Source organism: Candidatus Methylomirabilis limnetica, assembly GCF_003044035.1.
Taxonomy (GTDB): Bacteria; Methylomirabilota; Methylomirabilia; order Methylomirabilales; family Methylomirabilaceae; genus Methylomirabilis; species Methylomirabilis limnetica.
Genome location: NZ_NVQC01000024.1, coordinates 49,052 through 64,772, shown reverse-complemented (window position 1 = coordinate 64,772; position 15,721 = coordinate 49,052). Strand labels below are relative to the sequence as shown.

The window sequence follows — 15,721 nt, the reverse complement described above, 5'->3', positions numbered from 1 at the left end:
TTGGTTGAAATAGCCATTGAGAAATCCTCCCGTTTTCTGCAAGGGGTGCAGACCGGATTTTACCAGATGCCACAAGGCTTACAGAGGATTTCATGTTAAATTCACCCACTCGATTACGCGAAGAGCCCTTAGAATTAAGTTAGAATTAACTACCCCGCAGCAATCTATGGGGTATCGTCTTCTGTTCTGGCCCGTCATTCCGTGCTTGACACGGAATCCAGTCGGGCCCGCTGGATACCGGCTTCCGCCGGTATTACGAACTCGCGGCAAGCCGCGGGGTATCGACCCTCGACGAGAATGAAATTGGTTGCGGGCAGAGCCCGGAGAAGGCGGTAAAGGAATAGGATCACCCAATGGCAATCACTCTTCCGATCTACATGGATCATCTGGCGACTACGCCAGTCGCCCCGGAGGTGTTCGAGGCGATGCGTCCGTACTTCTGTGAGCGGTTCGGCAACCCGGCCTCTCGCAGCCACCCTTTTGGCTGGGTGGCCGAGGAGGCAGTGGAACAAGCCCGTGCCCAGGTCGCACACTTACTTGGCTGTAAAGCGGCGGAGATCGTCTGGACGAGCGGCGCCACGGAGTCGAATAATCTCGCTATAAAAGGGGTGGCCGCCGCCTACCGGGAGAAGGGTCGGCACCTCATCACTTCTCGGATTGAGCATCACGCCGTCCTCGACACCTGTAAGCGACTGGAACAGGAGGGCTGTCAGGTCACCTACCTTCCGGTAGATCGAACGGGGCGGGTCGATCCGGGCGACGTAGAGCGAGCGATCAGGAAGGAAACGATTCTTATATCAATCATGGCGGCGAACAACGAAATCGGGACGCTGCAACCGATTGTTGAGATTGGCCGGATTGCTAAGCGCCACGGCGTACTGTTTCATACCGACGCCGCCCAGTATGTGGGCAAACTGCCGCTCTCGGTGGACGACTGGCAGGTCGATCTCCTCTCGGCGTCGGCGCATAAATGTTATGGCCCGAAGGGAGTGGGCGCGCTCTATGTGCGGATGACAAAGCCTCGCGTCAAGCTAGTCCCCCAGATGGATGGGGGCGGCCACGAGAAGGGCCGTCGCTCCGGGACGATCAATGTTCCCGGATGCGTCGGTTTCGGCGCGGCCTGCGCCCTCGCCGAGCGTGAGCTTCAGACCGAGCCTGCGCGGCTCCTCGCGCTTCGAGAGCGCTTGCGGAATGACCTCTGGTCCAAGCTTGATTACCTGCACCTTAACGGTCATCCGACCGATCGCCTTCCCGGCAACCTGAATGTGTCGTTTGGGTTTGTCGAGGGGGAGTCGCTGCTCATGGCACTCAAGGGGATTGCCGTCTCCTCCGGTTCTGCCTGCACCAGCGCTACGCTTGAGCCCTCGTACGTCCTGCTGGCGCTCGGTCTGAACGCAGAGCTGGCGCACGCCAGCATCCGTTTCGGCTTCGGCCGGTCGAATACTGAGGAAGAGGTGGACTATGTCTCCGCGAGGGTGATAGAGAGCGTGGCTCGTCTGCGGGCGCTTTCACCCTTGTACGACATGGCGCTTGAGGGGATCGACGTAAAAGGTACGCAAAGGAGTCTTCACGCATGCTAAGGGGGATGGCGTGAGAGACACGCGGTTCGTCGTATGTGTAGATCGGCGATACGATAGCGAACCGTTCTCGTTATGAAAAAGGAAACCTCGATGGCCCTTGAGGAGGCCCAAGAGAAACCCCGGCGCACACAAGGTGGACGAGAAGGCATTACTCGCATTGCGATCATTAGTCCACGATTTGAGGTTTCATTTTGGGGGCAAGAGTATGCATTAGCCATCGTCGGCAAGCGGGCGATCACGCCGGTCGCGGCGCTGCCGCTGCTCGCAGCGCTGACGCCACAGGAGTATGTGGTTACGCTGATTGATGAAAACGTAGAGTCCATTAACTATGACGCCTTGGCGGACATGGACATTATTGGCGTGACCGGGATGAGTGTTCAGCGTTTCCGCATGAAACACATTCTTTGCGAATTGAAGAAGCGGGGCTGCTTTACGGTTGTCGGGGGCGCGTGGGTTACGGTCCAGGAAGACTACTTTGAAGATTTGGCGGACGTCATATTTGTGGGAGAAGCGGAAGAATCGTGGCCCGCATTCTTACATGATTGGCAAGCGGGTAGGTGGAAACGACGCTACGAACAAAGCACAAGATCGGACATGACCCGCGTTCCCACGCCACGCTTTGATCTACTTAAGATGCAGGATTACTTTTATGCGGGTATTCAAATCTCCCGGGGCTGTCCCTTCCTTTGCGAATTTTGTGACATCATTGTAACCTTTGGACGTCTCCCCCGATTAAAAACGAGCGCGCAAGTTCTGGCAGAACTCGACAGTTTGCGTGTTCAACGCGTGAAACAAGTGTTCATCGTCGACGACAATCTCATTGGGAATAAGGCTGCCATTAAAGTTGTGCTCAGAGACATCGTCAAGTATCAAGAGGAGTACGCATATCCATTTAGGTTCTTTACGGAAGCCACGCTCGATCTAGCGGAAGACGACGAGCTTATGGGCTTGATGACCGATGCGAACATCGAAGGGCTCTTTATCGGAATTGAGACTCCAAATGAAGACTCGTTACGCGAGACGAAGAAGCATCACAATGTCAGGCCGGCGGCGGGCAGTCTTCTGGATCGCGTACATATAATTCAGCGCGCCGGTATTGAGGTCACCTGTGGCATGATTGTTGGATTCGATCATGACGATGCGACGATCTTCCGAGCGCAACAGGAGTTCCTCTCAGAGGCCTATATTCCTCACGCGATGATCGGGTTACTCTATGCCACCCCTAAAACACCCTTGTATGACCGATTAAACAAGGAAGGTCGTCTCGATCCGTCTGATATCACAGAATTTGGGACAAATGTCATTCCGCAGAACCTAAGCCGTCGGCAACTGCTGGATGGCTATATCAGTACCATGCAATCGGTGTATGATGTCAATGCGTACTTTTACCGTTTAGAGGCACTGTATCTTAGGGGGTATTTGGGACAGGGACAGTTAGGCGGCGTGAAGTACTTGAAACGGCATCCATGGCTGCGAGTGAAGTATGAGGTCATGAATGCCGCTGTTGCGGTAGTGTTAATGTACCGGCTTATCAAGAGCGTTAAGGAGAAGGATTTACGACGCGAGTATTGCCAACGACTATGGCGGGCATTAAAGGTAGAAACCCTGCCAAGTTTTGTAAGCGGATACATCGTAAACTGTATCATTCACTACCATTATTACAAGCTTGTGCAGGGATTAAGTAGCGGGCAGTTTATCAGCACGATGTAGGTGTCGAAGGTGTGCCATAGTTCGTGTGAGCTAACGGCACGAGCTCTTCGCGAGGAGCCGAGGCGTCGACCAAAAGCTCTCAATAATAAGGAGGTCCCAATGATTACCCTTACCGAGTCGGCTGCAACGAAAGTGGCTGATTTGCTCAAGACGCAGGAGAATTCTGAAGAAGGCTTGCGCGTCCGCGTCATCGGCGGTGGCTGCTCCGGCCTCTCCTACGAGATGGAGTTCGACCACCCCCAGGCGGCCGATCAAGTCTTCGAGACGAACGGTGTCAAGGTCCTGGTGGACCCGCAGAGCTACACCTACCTGGCCGGCTCCGAGATCGACTATATCGACGGCTTACAGGGGGCCGGCTTCAGCCTGAAGAACCCCAACCCGAAGGCGGACTGTGGTTGCTGATTGTCACAATTCAGGTAGATAGACTGAAGGCTGAAGACTGAAGGCTGTTAGGTATAAAGCAGTGATCGCAAAAAACTTCTGGCATTTGATTTGTGCTGTGCGAGATAATGCATCACCTTCAACCTTCAGCCTGAACACCTAAGTAGTTACGAGGATACATCGTATGCTTCAGTTGACGGAGAACGACATCCTGCCCTCCAAGGCCGAAGCGGAGGAATTTGAGCGGGGCCTCCTCCTCACAACCCTGGATAGCCTGATCAATTGGGCGAGGAAGTCGTCGATCTGGCCGGCGAGCTTCGGGCTTGCCTGCTGTGCTATTGAGATGATGGCAACGGGCGCGTCGCGTTTCGATCTTGCCAGATTCGGGGCGGAGGTCTTTCGTGGGTCGCCACGTCAGTCCGACCTGATGATTGTGGCCGGCCGCGTGAGCCGCAAGATGGCCCCAGTCCTGAGACGGATCTACGATCAGATGCCTGAGCCAAAGTGGGTGATCGCCATGGGCGCGTGTGCCTCCTGCGGCGGAATCTTCAACACCTATACCATCGTTCAGGGTGTGGATCAGGTTGTTCCGGTGGATGTCTATGTTCCCGGCTGCCCGCCCAGGCCGGAGCAGCTGATCCATGGGATCATGCTGTTGCAGGAAAAGATCGCCAAGGAACGGCCGAGCAGCCAGGGCCTCTTCCACCTCCCTTGGCGAAGGACGGCATAGGGAAGTCGCGCGTGTTGCGTCAAGGTAGCTACTCAGGTAGATAGGCTGAAGGCTGAAGGCTTTTAGGGGTAAGTCATGCGTGATCATATAAAACTCCGAAAAGGTCTTGAATGGCTCGACTCGTGCCTTGCGAGGCAATTTAGAACCTTCAGTCTTCAGCCTTCAGTCTAAACACCTGAGTAGTTACGCGTCAAGGGTGGCGACGATGATTGGCGAGATTCTCAAGGGGCTGGCGACGACATTCAAGCATATCTTCCGGAAGCCGGTGACGGTCTCCTATCCGGAAGAGCGGCTACCGCTTGCGCCTCGCTACCGTGGTCTGCACATGCTCGTGGTGGGAGAGGACGGGATGGAGCGGTGTGTGGGCTGTGAACTGTGCGCCGTCGCCTGTCCTGCCGATGCGATCTATGTTGAGGCAGCCGAGAACACCGAGCAAGAGCGTCACTCCAGGGGTGAGCGCTACGCGAAGGTGTACAAGATCCATATGCTGCGCTGCATCTTTTGCGGCTACTGTGAGGAGGCCTGCCCGGAGGAGGCGATTGTGCTGGGGAAACAGTACGAGCTTGCCTCCTACAACAGGGGCGGCTTCGTGTACGGAAAGGATCGCCTGATGACGCCACTAGCGGAGGCGCTGAAGCAGCGGCCTGACCTCCACGCTGACTGGTAGCTGACTCAAGGCGAGCGGGCGTGAAGTCAGTATGGAGGGATCGCGTTTATAGCCGAGAGTGGTATAAGTCTGGGTTTGAGGGGTGGGGATGTTGCTGTCTTTGGCGGTAGGCATCTCTGTGAAGAGTTCGGCAAATCAACGGAGGGAGGCATGGTGATCAGGCACGAAACCTTTACGGTGACTACGGAGGAGCGACTCCAGTTCACGGATCTGACAAAGCGTGTGCGAGATCTTCTTCAGCGGCATGAGATCAAACAGGGGTTGCTCACCCTCAGTTCCCTTCACACGACGACTGCATTGTTCATCAATGAGTGGCAGGAGGCTCTACTTCATGACATCCAGCTCCTGCTGGACCGCCTGATCAATGAGCATGACGGCTATCGCCACAACGATCCAAATTACTCTGATTGTGATCGAAGCAACGCCGACTCGCACCTTCGCTCCCTCCTGCTTGGCCGACAGCTTTCGATTCCTGTGGTGGACGGGGAGATGAGTCTCGGCACCTTTGAGTCGATTATCTTCGCCGAGCTGGACGGGCCAAGAGACCGGCAGATCCAACTCCAGGTAATGGGCGAATAAGAGGTTTGGCGTGCGGACCCCTCCCGAGTGGCGCGGCAATGAACGAGGCTAGCGCCGGGAGTGCTGCAATCGAGGAGAGTTGGCATTCTCCGAAGGGACGAGCCGTTCGCGAGGTCGTCTTTATGCGCTAGATCTACCGGAGCAAGGGCTTTTCGGAAGATGAGGTCGAGATGATGGCGATCGGGCTATTGGTCACGGTTGCATGGTATGGCGTAGGGCACTTCATCAGTGCCCTCTGGGACTAGTATGTCCATACATCGAATCGTTCGGTACCGCGGTGGATCGTACGAGACGGTAGAGATTCCAGTGGTGGGGGAGCATCCCCTCACGATCTTTGTCAACGGTCGTGAGCTGGCGACGTTGATGTGTACGCCGGTGAAGCTCGATTGCCTGGTCCTGGGTTTTTTGAGTTTTGAGGGGATCATCCAGGAGCTCGATGAGGTTAACTCGCTGGAGGTCTTCACAGAGGAGGCGGTGGCAGACGTCAGACTGACCAAGGCATTCACCCCCCCGAGTCACCGAATCCTGACATCCGGGTGCACCGGAGGTATCACATTCGGCATGCCGATGGAGGGGTTTAAAGCATTCCCAGAGGAGGCGATCCTGCGCCCGGAGCAACCGTTCGATCTCATGAAACAGTTGTATGCCGCGGCGCATCTCTATCGGGAGTCGCGTGGCATTCACGCCGCCGCCCTGAGCGACGGCAAGAGCCTGCTGCTTGTCGCCGAGGACGTCGGCCGACATAACGCTCTGGATAAGATCCACGGCGAAGCACTTCAGCAGGGGATTACGACTGCCGGCAATATCCTCCTCTCCACCGGTCGCATCTCGTCTGAGATGCTTCGTAAGGGGGCCCACATGCGGACCCCAATTGTCATCTCTCGAACCTCACCCACCAGCCTCGCCATTGCCGCGGCCAAGCGCTTCGGCATCACCGTGATCGGCTACTGCCGGGGCGAAGGATTTAATGTCTATAGCCACCCCGAGCGTCTGCTTCCACAGCGGGTGGCGACCAGCCGCCTGTCCCATATCCAGCAGCTAATAGCTAATAGCTAATAGCTCACGCGATGCGCCTTATCGATCTGCACACCCACACGACTGCTTCTGACGGCGTCCTCTCTCCGCAACAATTGGTTCGCTTCGCCAAGGACTGCAATATCTCAGTCCTGGCCGTTACCGATCATGACACCCTGGAGGGTCTTCCAGCGGCGGTGGCGGAGGCCTCGCAGGTGGGCCTGCAGGTCGTGGCAGGCGTCGAGATTACCGCGCACGTGGGGGACCTGGAGATTCACATTCTGGGGCATTTCATCGATCCGGACGATAACCAACTTGCCGCATTCCTTGCCTCCTCCCGTAACGACCGAATCGAGAGGGCCCATCGGATGATCGCGAAGCTCTGGGCTCTTGGTCTCCCGCTGGACGCTGATGAGGTCTTGAGTATGGCGCTAGGCTCCTCGGTTGGGCGTCCCCATGTGGCACAGGCGATGATCAGGCGCGGATATGTGACGTCGATGAAGGAGGCGTTTGACCGATACCTGACTACGGGCAAGCCAGGCTACGTGGAACGCTCCAGAATTCCTGCGACCGGAGTGATCCGTACCATCAAGGAAGCTGGAGGCGTGCCATCCCTTGCGCATCCTGGGCAGTACGGTCACGACGAGATTATTCCATCTCTCGTGCAGCATGGGCTTATGGGACTGGAGGTGTATCACCTGGAACACGATACCGAATCGCTATTCCGTTACGAGCGAGCGTGCCTGAGATACGGTCTATTGGCAGTCGGCGGATCTGACTACCATGGCACTCCTGGGCTCCGATCAGACGGGCTTGGCAGGTCAGCAGTGCCAGAGGCAAAGTTCGAACAGTTGCTCGCCGCCGTATCTGCCTCCCGCACTACCGCGTCCGGCTGTAAGGGTGAAGAGGGTAGTCGTATTCCTCGCGACCAGGCGGGACAGGTCAACAGATGAAAGAGTTCTTCGTCAAGACGGCAGGAGACTGGTGCTGGGAACCTGACAGAGCCTGATGCTCGTGGAGTTTGACGGTCCACGTGAGCGGCGGGTGATCGTCCAGATCAGGTGAACTGCGTCCTTCTCAGGTTGACAATCGGGTCAAGACTATGGTAGAAGAATTGGCGAGTAGGCCTGTGTGCCGCCTTCCCAAACGGCGGCCTGACTGATCACTTATACGGGCTCAAATGAGGCATTTGTGCTCCAACCGGTTAAGGTAACGCCGCTGATTTCGCTTCCCGAGATTTTTGGCTCACCCAAGCCACCCTGGCTGAAGGTCAAGGCGCCAGGCGCACCCAACTACCTTCGGCTGAAACGGCTCCTTCAAGAGCAGCAGCTTCAGACCATCTGCGAAGAGGCCCATTGTCCCAACATCGGCGAATGCTGGGAGGAGCTTACCGCAACCTTCCTCATCCTGGGCGATACCTGCACCCGTAATTGCAGCTTCTGTGCGGTCAAACAGGGCAAGCCGACAGAACTCGATCGGACCGAGCCGGAGCGGGTGGCCAAGGCGATTAGCGCGCTGGGGCTGGCCCATGCTGTGGTGACCTCCGCCAATCGCGATGACTTGCCCGACGGGGGGGCGAGTATCTTTGCGGCCGTGATTCGCAGGGTGAGGGGGCTTGCCCCTGGCTGTAGCGTTGAGGTGCTGATTCCTGATTTTCGTGGTAGCAAGGCCGCCCTGAGAACGGTGGTCGAGGCCGGACCCGCTATCCTGAACCACAACGTGGAAACTATTCCCCGGTTGTATCGAGAGGTCCGTCCGGGATCGCACTATGAGCGGTCACTCGATCTTCTGGCTATGGCGCGACGATTGGCGCCGGAGTTAGTCACGAAGTCAGGGATCATTGTGGGATTCGGGGAGGCATGGCAGGAATTGCTCCAGACGATGGCTGACCTCAGGGCTGTCGATTGCGATATTCTGACGCTGGGACAGTACCTGCGGCCAAGCCGCGCGCACCTGCCGATTATGAAATACTATACTCCAAAGGAGTTTAGTGAGTTGAAGGCGATCGGGGAAGGGATGGGGTTTAAGTACGTAGAGTCCGGGCCCCTGGTCCGGAGTTCGTACCATGCCCGCGGCCAGGCTGAGGAAGTCAGCCGGAAGCGTGAGAGCGAGAGGACTGAGCTATGCAGAAGTTAGAGCAGAAGGAGCTGGTAGATCTCCTCCGACAGATGCTCCTGATGCGCCGGTTCGAGGAGAAGTGCGCGGAGATGTACTCCATGGGCAAGATCGGCGGCTTCCTGCATCTGTATATCGGCCAGGAAGCGGTGGCAACGGGCGCCATTTCTGTGTTGCGACCAGACGACTATGTGATTGCCAGTTACCGGGAACATGGCCATGCCTTAGCCAAGGGCTGCGATCCACGGAGGATGATGGCGGAGCTGTTCGGTCGGGCGGATGGCCTCTGTAAGGGCAAGGGTGGCTCGATGCACCTATTTGATAAGAGCCGCAACTTCCTGGGGGGGCATGCGATCGTGGCGGGGCAGATTCCGATCGGAACTGGCGCCGCCTTCGCGAGCCAGTACGAGGGGAAGGATCAGGTCACGCTCTGCTTCTTTGGGGACGCCGCCGTCAACCAGGGCGTGTTCCACGAGGCGCTGAATCTCGCGGCCCTGTGGCACCTGCCGATCGTCTATATCTGCGAGAACAATCGTTACGGCATGGGGACTGCTGTAGAGCGCGCCACCCCAGTCAAGGAGCTGTACCGAAGGGCCGAGGCGTATGGGATGCCCGGCGAGGCGGTAGACGGGATGGATGTCCTGGCCGTTCGGGAGTGTGTGGGGTTAGCAGTAGAACGGGCCCGACGAGAACGCATCCCTTCTTTGATCGAGGCCAAGACATATCGATTCCGGGGGCACTCGATGGCGGATCCGGGTACCTACAGAACGAAAGAGGAGGTCGAACGAGAAAAGCAACGGGACCCCCTCGTGACGTTTCGGGCCCACCTCATGGCCGAGGCGGTGATTAAGGAGTCGGATTGGAAGGCGCTGGAGAAGGAAGTCCAAACTACGGTGGAGGAGGCGATTCGCTACGCCGATGCCTCCCCAGAGCCACCAGTGGAGTGGCTGCACACCGACGTCTACGTCTCAGAGCGCTGAGGGAGGGAACGAGAGCATGGCAATTATCACCTATCGAGAGGCTCTAAATCAGGCGCTCCGCGAAGAGATGCGCCGAGACCCTCGCGTTTTTCTTATGGGAGAGGAAGTAGCCCTCTACCAGGGGGCCTATAAGGTCAGTCAAGGCCTGCTTGAGGAGTTTGGCCCCAAGCGGGTCATCGACACCCCGATCAGTGAGGCCGGGTTTACCGGCGTCGGTATCGGCTCGGCGATGGTCGGCTTGCGGCCGATTGTGGAGATGATGACCTTTAACTTCGCGCTGGTGGCGATCGATCAGATCGTCAATCAAGCAGCGAAGATCCTGTACATGTCCGGCGGGCAGTATAATGTTCCACTGGTCATTCGCGGCCCTGGCGGCCCGGCGCATCAATTGGCGGCTCAGCACTCGCAGAGCATGGAGTCGTACTTCTATCATGTTCCTGGTCTCAAGATCGTGCGCCCAGGGACCCCTAAGGATGCAAAGGGACTTCTTAAAAGTGCGATCCGTGACGATGATCCGGTCATCTTCATCGAGTCAGAGCTTCTGTACGGGACCAAGGGCGAGGTGCCGGATGGCGAGTACACCATCCCGCTTGGTGTCGGCGAAATAAAGCGGGAGGGACGCGATGTCACTATCGTAGCCTACTCTACGATGCTTCTGCTGGCCTTGCAGGTGGCAGAGGATCTGGAGAAGGAGGGGATTTCTGTGGAGGTAGTGGATCCGCGTACGCTCCGCCCGCTGGATGCTGACATGATCATCGAGTCGGTCAAGAAGACCAACCGGGCTGTAGTCATGGAGTCCGGCGCCGGATTCGCCGGGATAGCGACGGTGATCGCGGCCATCATTTCTGAGCAGGCTTTTGATTATCTGGACGCCCCGGTGGAGCGGGTCACCGGCGCCAACGCCCCGACGCCATACGCGAAGAACCTTGAGCGTGCCAAGGCCCCAAGCAAAGAACGGGTCATCGCGGCGGTAAAGAAGGTCATGGCTATTTAGGTCTATTCCGTCCTTCTCGTCTATTCAGTCTATTTCGTCACAGACCAAACAGACCAGATAGACCAAACAGACCAGATAGACGAAATAGACCAGATAGACGAAATAGACCAGATAGACGAAATAGACCAAAATAAGAAGAGGAGACATACGCACAATGGCCATTTCTGTGGTCATGCCCCGGTTGAGCGACACCATGGAGGAGGGGAAGATCCTTCGGTGGCTGAAGAAAGAGGGAGACCTGGTAGAGGTGGGTGACATCATCGCCGAGGTCCAAACCGATAAGGCTGACATTGAGATGGAGGCCTTTGGGTCAGGCACCCTTCGAAAGATTCTTATCGGTGCGGGCGAGTCAGCGCCGGTCGGTCACATGATCGGGGTGATTGCCGAAACGGATGAGGACATTTCGACGCTACTTCCTCCCGTTAGAGGCTTAGCCGTTGAGTCAGCAACGCCGACTCAGCCAGGCACTCCTGCGCCAACCCCTCCAGCTCTTCAGGCGGTCGCTCCTGGACGCGTCAAAGCTTCACCGCTGGCAAAGAGGTTCGCGCGCGAGCAGGCGATTGATCTGTCGATGGTGAGCGGGTCTGGCCCGGGTGGAAGGGTGATCCGCCGGGATGTGGCTGTCCTTATACCATCGGCTTCGGCTGCCGGTCAGCAGGCGCCATCGATTGCAGAGCGTGCCGTAGAGATTGCCGCATCCACGCCATCGGCAGGGTTTGAGGACCGGAATCTCTCCCCGATGCGTAGGGCGATTGCGAAGCGCGTGGCCCAGAGTATGGCAACCGTGCCACACTTCTACCTTACGGTCGAGGTGGCCATGGATAAGGCCACGGAGTTGCGTGAGTCGATACAGTCGCAGACGTCAGACCTCAAGGTAACCTTCACCGACATCATCATCAAAGCTGTGGCCATTGCGCTCGGGCGGCATCCGGCGGTCAATGCATCATTTGTGGGAGAACAGATTCGCGTCTACTCCCAAGCCAATATCGGCATCGCGGTGGCCCTTGAAGAGGGATTGATCAACCCGGTGCTGCGCGACTGTGGTCGGAAAAGTCTGGCACAGATCGCCAGAGAGACGAAGAGCTTGGTCGAGCGAGCCAGAGCTCAGAAGTTGAGACCTGAAGAGTACGCCGGGGCGACCTTTACCATTTCGAATCTGGGCATGTATGAGATAGAAGAGTTCACCGCCATCATCAACCCCCCAGAGGCCGCCATTCTGGCAATCGGCAGGATCCAGAGCAAGCCGGTCATCGTAGATGGAGGAGTGCAGATCGGCCAACGAATGCGGATGACGCTTTCGTGCGATCATCGGGCGGTAGATGGCATGACGGGGGCGATATTCCTTCAAGAGGTCAAGCGGCTACTTGAGCATCCGCTTGACCTCGTTCTGTAGCGCTGGTCAGTGCCTTTCTGGTTACCCATTACCCCCCACCTCAATCCTCCCCCTCAAGGGGGGAGGAGGTCGCGTAAGGGGTCCCTTCCCCCCCATGAGGGGGAAGGTGAGGATGGGGGGGGGGACTTTCTGGGCAATAACGTCCATTATTTCGGATTATGGCTTTATGTATAGATCAGATAAACCATGATGGGACAGGACAAGCAACCATTTGATCTGGCGGTAGTTGGGGCGGGCCCTGGAGGCTACGTGGCGGCGATCCGCGCCGCGCAGCTCGGGATGCGGGTGGCTCTCGTAGAGCGAGATCAATTGGGCGGGGTCTGTCTCAACTGGGGCTGCATTCCGACGAAGGCATTGCTTCAGAGTTCGCATCTACTTTCCCTCCTACGTCGTGCCGAGGAGTTCGGGATCCACGCGGAGAACCTCCGGGGAGATTTCGGCATTGCCGTGAAGCGGAGCCGCGAGAAGGCCGAGCGGCTGTCCAAGGGCATCGAATACCTGATGCGTAAGAACAAGGTCGCCGTCTTCATGGGCGAAGCCCGCTTCACCTCGGCTAAGGAACTCGAGATCGCGGACAGGGGTGGAAAGACGACTGGATCGATCCTAGCTGAACGGATCCTCTTGGCAACCGGGTCGAGACCCCGACTACTTCCGGACCTGACGATCGATGGTCAGGTCGTGCTCACCAGCACAGAGGCCATGCTACGTAGCCAAGCCCCTACCTCCATGGTTATCATCGGGGCGGGAGCGATCGGCATTGAGTTCGCCGACATCTATCACGCCTATGGAACGGCCGTAACACTCGTTGAGCTGCTGCCGACGATCCTTCCCTATGAGGACGAGGAGATTACGGCGCTACTGCATCGTTCTTTGACCAAAAAGGGGATCAAGATCCTCACCGGGACGCGAGTTGAGCAGGTAATCGTTGAGGCGGGGAAGGCCACGGTCAGGGTATCTAATAGCAGCGGAAGCCAAGAGCTTCATGGCGAGACGGTCCTGGTGGCGGTAGGCAGGGTAGCCAACTCCGAGGTGGGCGGCCTGAAAGAGCTGGGCGTTGCGATGGAGAATGGATATGTCAAGGTCAACGAGTGGATGGAGTCCAGCGTAGCCGGAATCTACGCCATTGGCGATCTTGTTGGCGCGCCACTCTTGGCCCACAAGGCTTCTCATGAAGGAATCGTTGCGATCGAAAAGATGGCCAAGCTGGATGACGTGACACCGGTGAACCCCAGGAGGATCCCGAGCTGCACCTACTGTCACCCGGCTGTCGCGAGCATCGGTTTGACGGAGGCGAAGGCGAAGGCCGAAGGATATACGATACGCGTCGGACGGTTCCCATTCAGTGCGAGCGGGATGGCGATTACCCTCGGCGAGACTGAGGGGATGGTAAAGGTGATCGCCGATGCGACGCATGGAGAGATCCTAGGCGTGCATATCATGGGTGCCCATGCCACCGAACTGATCGCCGAGGCCGGCTTGGCGATCGCATTGAAGGCCACCCCGGAAGAGATTGCCAAGTCGATTCATGCCCACCCAACCCTTTCCGAGGCGATGGGGGAAGCCGCCCTTGCCGCACTTGGCCGGCCGGTCCATCTGTAAAGAAGAAGCGTATAGGCTATAGGGTAGAGGGTAGAGGATAAGATAGGAGAAAAGAAGTATGAATAAGTTGTGCTCCCGTCCTTTCCCTGCACTCTAAACCCTATACCCTCAACCCTCTACCCTGTACTACTGATGCCGACCTGTAGCCTGATTGACCTTGGGCTCATACCCTACACCGAAACACTCACCCTGCAACGCCGGCTGGCGACTCTTCTGGCTGAGGACCGCCTGGGGGATGTCCTGCTCCTCGTCGAACACCCGCCGGTTATTACCCTCGGGCGAGCCGGGCAGATGGCTCACCTCCGCGTACCGGAATCTTCCCTGGCCGCGATGGGAATCGAGTTTTTCGAAGTGGAGCGTGGTGGCGACATGACCTATCACGGTCCTGGCCAGTTAGTAGGCTACCCGATCCTCAATCTGACCGAACATGGTCGTGACCTGCATCGATACCTTCGGCAGCTCGAAGAGGTGCTGATTATGACCCTATCGGGCTTCGGGATCGCTGCTGGTCGCTCACTCGGTCGGACGGGCGTCTGGGTGGGTGAAGAGAAGATTGCCTCGCTAGGCATTCATGTCAGCCGGTGGGTCACCCGTCATGGTTTCGCGCTGAACATCAATATGGATCTGGCGCCGTTTGAGATGATCGTTCCTTGCGGTATCCAGGGCGCCAAGATGACAAGCATGACACAGGAGTTGTCTCGTCCAATCTCAGTTCGTGAGGTGATGGTGGCTCTTATCGAACGTTTCGAGGTTGAGTTTGGGGTGTCTCTTCTGCCTACGTCGTTGCCTGAACTTTTCTGTTCGAGGAGCCAGGCGGGTAGAATCGAAAGGGATGTACCAGCTATCGTTCGAGGCGCGAGTTGATGGACCTGGAACGCCAACACCGCCAGACGATTTTGGTCGTCGACGATCAGGAAGCCAACATCGCGTTGGTCGAGGCCATCCTGGCCCCACAGGGTTATACGATTATCGCGGCATCGAATGGGGAGCAGGCCCTCGAACTGGTGGCAGCCCAGCCGCCGGATCTTATCCTGCTAGATGTCATGATGCCAGGCATGAACGGATTCGACGTCTGCGCTCGACTCAAGGAGGATGAACGAACCCGGCTTATTCCCATCGTGATGCTGACCTCTCTGAACGATCCGCAAGACAGAATCCGCGGGATCGAGGTCGGGGCAGACGACTTTTTGAGCAAGCCCTTTCACTCGGCGGAGTTGAGCGCGCGAGTTCGATCCCTGCTGAAGCTCAAGCAGTTTACCGATGAGTTAGAAAGCGCGGAGGACGTCCTATTCACGTTGGCCCTGAGCGTCGAGGCCAAGGATGAGTACACCAACGGACACTGCGAGCGATTGTCCCTTTACTCAGTCGCCCTTGGCCGGAGTCTTGGCCTTCCCTATGAGCAGTTGAGGGCGCTACACCGTGGAGGCTACCTGCACGACGTCGGGAAGATTGCTGTGTCGGAGGTGATCCTGAATAAAAAGACGGGATTGACCGATGAAGAAAGGCGGATCATGCGGGAACACCCGATAATCGGGGAGCGGATTTGCAGGCCGCTCAAGTCGCTGAGATCGGTTCTTCCCATCATTCGCCACCACCATGAACGATGGGACGGCAGCGGGTATCCGGATGGCTTGAATGGACAGGAGATTCCCATCTCGGCCAGGATCATTCAGACCGTTGATATCTACGATGCACTGATGACGGCCCGCCCATATAAGCCCTCGCTCGAAACCCACCAGGTCTTTTCGATCATGCGACAGGCATCACAGAAGGGTTCATGCGAGCCCAGGTTAATAGAGCAGTTTATAAGCTTACTGCAGTCTGATGAGACCCTGGTAGGTTTGGAGAAGGTGAGTCGCTAACGGCTGTAGATGGGTACCTGTTCGGCTCCTTTTAGGTTGTTCCTCCATACAATCTCTGCTAAACTGAATCTGTTGTTAGCAGAGGATTTGAACGCGTACTCGACTCTATTTTCGCAA

The 15,721-nt window shown here is 57.1% G+C and carries 16 protein-coding genes; 15 read left to right on the top strand and 1 reads right to left on the bottom strand.

Going from position 1 to position 15,721, the window contains the following annotated elements; all coding sequences use genetic code 11:
* The first annotated feature begins 353 nt into the window (after positions 1-353).
* The 11 genes from CLG94_RS10190 (at position 354) to CLG94_RS10140 (ending at position 10,750) form a co-directional block, all read left to right on the top strand.
* On the top strand, positions 354-1,580 hold the full coding sequence (locus tag CLG94_RS10190) for an IscS subfamily cysteine desulfurase (RefSeq protein ID WP_107563225.1): 1,227 nt from the start codon (positions 354-356) through the stop codon (positions 1,578-1,580).
* 90 nt (positions 1,581-1,670) lie between these two features.
* Positions 1,671-3,290: a B12-binding domain-containing radical SAM protein gene (locus tag CLG94_RS10185; RefSeq protein ID WP_239993207.1), complete on the top strand. Its 1,620-nt coding sequence runs from the start codon at positions 1,671-1,673 to the stop codon at positions 3,288-3,290.
* A gap of 99 nt (positions 3,291-3,389) precedes the next feature.
* Entirely contained in the window at positions 3,390-3,692 is a 303-nt protein-coding gene (locus tag CLG94_RS10180) for a HesB/IscA family protein (RefSeq protein WP_107563224.1), read from the top strand.
* Positions 3,693-3,855: 163 nt separating this feature from the next.
* Positions 3,856-4,401: an NADH-quinone oxidoreductase subunit B gene (locus CLG94_RS10175; RefSeq protein WP_107563222.1), complete on the top strand. Its 546-nt coding sequence runs from the start codon at positions 3,856-3,858 to the stop codon at positions 4,399-4,401.
* A 106-nt stretch (positions 4,402-4,507) separates the two neighbouring features.
* A complete protein-coding gene (gene nuoI / locus CLG94_RS10170; protein WP_320414621.1) occupies positions 4,508-5,068 on the top strand; it encodes an NADH-quinone oxidoreductase subunit NuoI in 561 nt (186 codons plus the stop codon).
* Positions 5,069-5,218: 150 nt separating this feature from the next.
* Positions 5,219-5,647 (top strand): secondary thiamine-phosphate synthase enzyme YjbQ, encoded by a 429-nt coding sequence (locus tag CLG94_RS10165; RefSeq protein ID WP_107563217.1) that lies wholly within the window; start codon positions 5,219-5,221, stop codon positions 5,645-5,647.
* Positions 5,648-5,893: 246 nt separating this feature from the next.
* The gene (gene fdhD / locus CLG94_RS10160) at positions 5,894-6,703 is read left to right on the top strand and encodes a formate dehydrogenase accessory sulfurtransferase FdhD (protein ID WP_107563216.1); all 810 of its coding nucleotides are present in this window, start codon (positions 5,894-5,896) and stop codon (positions 6,701-6,703) included.
* Positions 6,704-6,714: 11 nt separating this feature from the next.
* On the top strand, positions 6,715-7,614 hold the full coding sequence (locus tag CLG94_RS10155; RefSeq protein ID WP_107563214.1) for a PHP domain-containing protein: 900 nt from the start codon (positions 6,715-6,717) through the stop codon (positions 7,612-7,614).
* A gap of 238 nt (positions 7,615-7,852) precedes the next feature.
* Complete coding sequence (gene lipA / locus CLG94_RS10150) at positions 7,853-8,797, top strand: lipoyl synthase (RefSeq protein WP_107563212.1); 945 nt, start codon at positions 7,853-7,855, stop codon at positions 8,795-8,797.
* Positions 8,785-9,756 (top strand): pyruvate dehydrogenase (acetyl-transferring) E1 component subunit alpha, encoded by a 972-nt coding sequence (gene pdhA, locus CLG94_RS10145; RefSeq protein ID WP_107563210.1) that lies wholly within the window; start codon positions 8,785-8,787, stop codon positions 9,754-9,756. Before lipA ends, pdhA begins: the two co-directional genes overlap by 13 nt.
* A complete protein-coding gene (locus CLG94_RS10140) occupies positions 9,695-10,750 on the top strand; it encodes a pyruvate dehydrogenase complex E1 component subunit beta (RefSeq protein WP_275666228.1) in 1,056 nt (351 codons plus the stop codon). The genes pdhA and CLG94_RS10140 overlap by 62 nt, the downstream gene beginning before the upstream one ends.
* A gap of 24 nt (positions 10,751-10,774) precedes the next feature.
* Here the strand turns inward: CLG94_RS10140 and CLG94_RS13445 are convergent, their stop codons facing one another.
* Positions 10,775-10,912, bottom strand: a complete 138-nt coding sequence (locus CLG94_RS13445; RefSeq protein WP_193450653.1) for a hypothetical protein — start codon at positions 10,910-10,912, stop codon at positions 10,775-10,777.
* On the opposite strand from CLG94_RS13445, the gene CLG94_RS10135 reads away from it, so the two are divergent.
* The 4 genes from CLG94_RS10135 (at position 10,905) to CLG94_RS10120 (ending at position 15,604) form a co-directional block, all read left to right on the top strand.
* A complete protein-coding gene (locus tag CLG94_RS10135; protein ID WP_107563206.1) occupies positions 10,905-12,143 on the top strand; it encodes a dihydrolipoamide acetyltransferase family protein in 1,239 nt (412 codons plus the stop codon). The two genes, CLG94_RS13445 and CLG94_RS10135, sit on opposite strands and share 8 nt — an antisense overlap.
* 186 nt (positions 12,144-12,329) lie before the next feature.
* A complete protein-coding gene (gene lpdA, locus CLG94_RS10130) occupies positions 12,330-13,742 on the top strand; it encodes a dihydrolipoyl dehydrogenase (RefSeq protein WP_239993206.1) in 1,413 nt (470 codons plus the stop codon).
* Positions 13,743-13,874: 132 nt separating this feature from the next.
* Entirely contained in the window at positions 13,875-14,606 is a 732-nt protein-coding gene (lipB, locus tag CLG94_RS10125; protein ID WP_107563205.1) for a lipoyl(octanoyl) transferase LipB, read from the top strand.
* The gene (locus CLG94_RS10120; protein ID WP_107563203.1) at positions 14,606-15,604 is read left to right on the top strand and encodes a response regulator; all 999 of its coding nucleotides are present in this window, start codon (positions 14,606-14,608) and stop codon (positions 15,602-15,604) included. Before lipB ends, CLG94_RS10120 begins: the two co-directional genes overlap by 1 nt.
* The last annotated feature ends 117 nt before the right edge of the window (positions 15,605-15,721 follow it).

Bases quoted from the DNA above. Each gene is read 5' to 3' on its own strand.
- CLG94_RS10190 (WP_107563225.1), top strand. From the start codon at position 354: ATGGCAATCACTCTTCCGATCTACATGGATCATCTGGCGACTACGCCA.
- CLG94_RS10185 (WP_239993207.1), top strand. From the start codon at position 1,671: ATGGCCCTTGAGGAGGCCCAAGAGAAACCCCGGCGCACACAAGGTGGA.
- CLG94_RS10180 (WP_107563224.1), top strand. From the start codon at position 3,390: ATGATTACCCTTACCGAGTCGGCTGCAACGAAAGTGGCTGATTTGCTC.
- CLG94_RS10175 (WP_107563222.1), top strand. From the start codon at position 3,856: ATGCTTCAGTTGACGGAGAACGACATCCTGCCCTCCAAGGCCGAAGCG.
- CLG94_RS10165 (WP_107563217.1), top strand. From the start codon at position 5,219: ATGGTGATCAGGCACGAAACCTTTACGGTGACTACGGAGGAGCGACTC.
- fdhD (WP_107563216.1), top strand. From the start codon at position 5,894: ATGTCCATACATCGAATCGTTCGGTACCGCGGTGGATCGTACGAGACG.
- CLG94_RS10155 (WP_107563214.1), top strand. From the start codon at position 6,715: ATGCGCCTTATCGATCTGCACACCCACACGACTGCTTCTGACGGCGTC.
- pdhA (WP_107563210.1), top strand. From the start codon at position 8,785: ATGCAGAAGTTAGAGCAGAAGGAGCTGGTAGATCTCCTCCGACAGATG.
- CLG94_RS10140 (WP_275666228.1), top strand. From the start codon at position 9,695: ATGCCTCCCCAGAGCCACCAGTGGAGTGGCTGCACACCGACGTCTACG.
- CLG94_RS10135 (WP_107563206.1), top strand. From the start codon at position 10,905: ATGGCCATTTCTGTGGTCATGCCCCGGTTGAGCGACACCATGGAGGAG.
- CLG94_RS13445 (WP_193450653.1), bottom strand. From the start codon at position 10,912: ATGGCCATTGTGCGTATGTCTCCTCTTCTTATTTTGGTCTATTTCGTC.
- lpdA (WP_239993206.1), top strand. From the start codon at position 12,330: ATGATGGGACAGGACAAGCAACCATTTGATCTGGCGGTAGTTGGGGCG.
- lipB (WP_107563205.1), top strand. From the start codon at position 13,875: ATGCCGACCTGTAGCCTGATTGACCTTGGGCTCATACCCTACACCGAA.
- CLG94_RS10120 (WP_107563203.1), top strand. From the start codon at position 14,606: ATGGACCTGGAACGCCAACACCGCCAGACGATTTTGGTCGTCGACGAT.